The sequence below is a fragment of the Thermomonas sp. genome (assembly GCF_035369645.1).
GTDB lineage: Bacteria > Pseudomonadota > Gammaproteobacteria > Xanthomonadales > Xanthomonadaceae > Thermomonas.
Map to the genome: position 1 here is coordinate 1,337 of NZ_DAOOUM010000026.1, position 1,935 is coordinate 3,271.

3 protein-coding genes are annotated in these 1,935 nt (G+C 61.5%); 2 read left to right on the forward strand and 1 reads right to left on the reverse strand.

Going from position 1 to position 1,935, the window contains the following annotated elements; all coding sequences use genetic code 11:
* Positions 1 to 425 (reverse strand): aconitase family protein (locus PK789_RS06520; RefSeq protein ID WP_324307861.1); only part of this gene is annotated, 425 nt, incomplete at its 3' end.
* A gap of 99 nt (positions 426 to 524) precedes the next feature.
* Here PK789_RS06520 and PK789_RS06525 point away from each other — a divergent pair.
* Together PK789_RS06525 and PK789_RS06530 are read left to right on the forward strand one after the other, a co-directional pair.
* A complete protein-coding gene (locus PK789_RS06525; protein ID WP_324307862.1) occupies positions 525 to 1,394 on the forward strand; it encodes a LysR family transcriptional regulator in 870 nt (289 codons plus the stop codon).
* Positions 1,395 to 1,512: 118 nt separating this feature from the next.
* On the forward strand, positions 1,513 to 1,935 hold a 423-nt coding region (locus tag PK789_RS06530), incomplete at its 3' end, for a TetR/AcrR family transcriptional regulator (RefSeq protein WP_324307863.1).

Below are 1,935 nucleotides of genomic sequence, written 5' to 3' on the forward strand. Positions count from 1 at the left end.
GCACCATGCGTGGAGGTGTGCGAATCACCGCAGACCACGGTCATACCGGGCAAGGTGGCACCTTGTTCGGGGCCCACCACATGCACGATGCCTTGGCGCACATCGTTCATTTTGAATTCGAGGATGCCGAAATCGGCGCAGTTTTCGTCCAGGGTTTGCACCTGCACGCGCGATACGTCATCACTGATCGCCGCCAAGCCACCGGCGCGCTCAACGCGAGTGGTGGGCACGTTGTGGTCGGGCGTGGCGATATTGGCCGCCACCCGCCACGGTTTGCGCCCGGCCAGCCGCAGACCTTCAAACGCCTGCGGCGAGGTCACTTCATGCAGGATGTGGCGGTCGATGTAGAGCAGCGACGAGCCATCATCACGGCGCACCACTTCATGCATGTTCCACAGTTTGTCGTACAGGGTTTGGCCGGGCATGGTGCACCTTGGCAGCACAAGTCGGTGCCAGAGTGGCAGCTTTCCTTTCATCACTCAAATGGATATTTTTCATCCCATTGATTCCCATTAGGAATAGTGATGGAGCTCGCCAATCTTGCTGCATTCCTTGCGGTGGCCGATGCCGGCGGGTTTTCCGCTGCGGCCGCCGCCCTGCACCTGACCCAGCCGGCGGTGAGCAAGCGCATTGCGCAGTTGGAATCCGAACTTGATGCCCGCCTGTTCGACCGCGTGGGCCGGCAAGTGCTACTCACCGAAGCCGGCCAACTGCTGCTGCCGCGTGCACGGCAATTACTGGGCGATGCCAACGATGCGCGGCGCGCCCTGCGCGAGCTCGAGCACGGCATTGGCGGCAGTTTGCGCATGATTTGCAGCCACCATATCGGCTTGCATCGGCTGCCACCGGTGTTGCGCAAATTCAGCGCACGCTACCCACAGGTGGCACTGGAGCTGCGCTTCATGGATTCCGAACAGGCTTGGCACGAGGTGCTGCACGCACGCGCCGAATTGGCGCTGACCACATTGGGCCCGGCCACGCCACCGTTGCAAGCCCGCGTGATTTGGGACGACCCGCTGTGTTTTGTCGCCGCCCCCACGCACCCACTGGCACTGCGTAAAAAACTGGGCCTGAGTGACTTGGCCGCGCACCCGGCGGTGCTGCCCGAGCCGCAGACCTTTACCCATCGCATCGTGGCGGCGGCATTTCAACAACGCGCACTGGCCTTGCAACTGCGGATGACCAGCAACTTTATGGAAACCTTGAAGATGCTGGCCTCGGTGGGTTTGGCGTGGAGTGTGTTGCCGCAATCGATGCTGGATAAAAGTGTGCGCGTGTTGCCGGTGGCGGGGGTGCGGTTGTCGCGGCAACTGGGCTGCATCAGTCATCGTGGGCGCACGCCATCAAAGGCAGCACAAGCCTTCGTTCAATTGCTGCATCAGCATGCGGCTTGAATGCCGCTGCGCCGTATCAAGGCGCTGCCGGCTCGAGAACTGATGCAACAAGACTTATTACCATTAAATGTACCGGTCGGTATGGTATAGTGCGCCATTACCACCCCTTCCGGACATCATGGCCAGCCCCGCACCTGCCACCAAGCCAGCCCTTCCGGGCCGCCCCAAGGATATGGCCAAGCGCGCCGCCATTCTGGAGGCCGCGTCTAAGCTATTTGTCCAGCACGGGTTCAGTGGGGTCAGCATGGACCAGATCGCGGCCGAAGCTGGGGTCTCCAAACTCACCGTGTATAGCCACTTTGGCGACAAGGATGGCTTGTTTATTGCGGCCGTGCGTGCGCATTGCGAACAAGGCATGCCCACCAATCTGTTCGAGCCCGACCCCAACCAGCCCCTACGCGAGCGCCTGACCACCATCGCACATGCATTTTTGGCGATGGTCATGGCCCCCGAGGCCATCGCCGGGCATCGCGTCCTGTGCTCGCCGCAAGTGGCCGATAGCAGTCTGTCCACAATGATTTGGGATGCCGGCCCCAAGCGC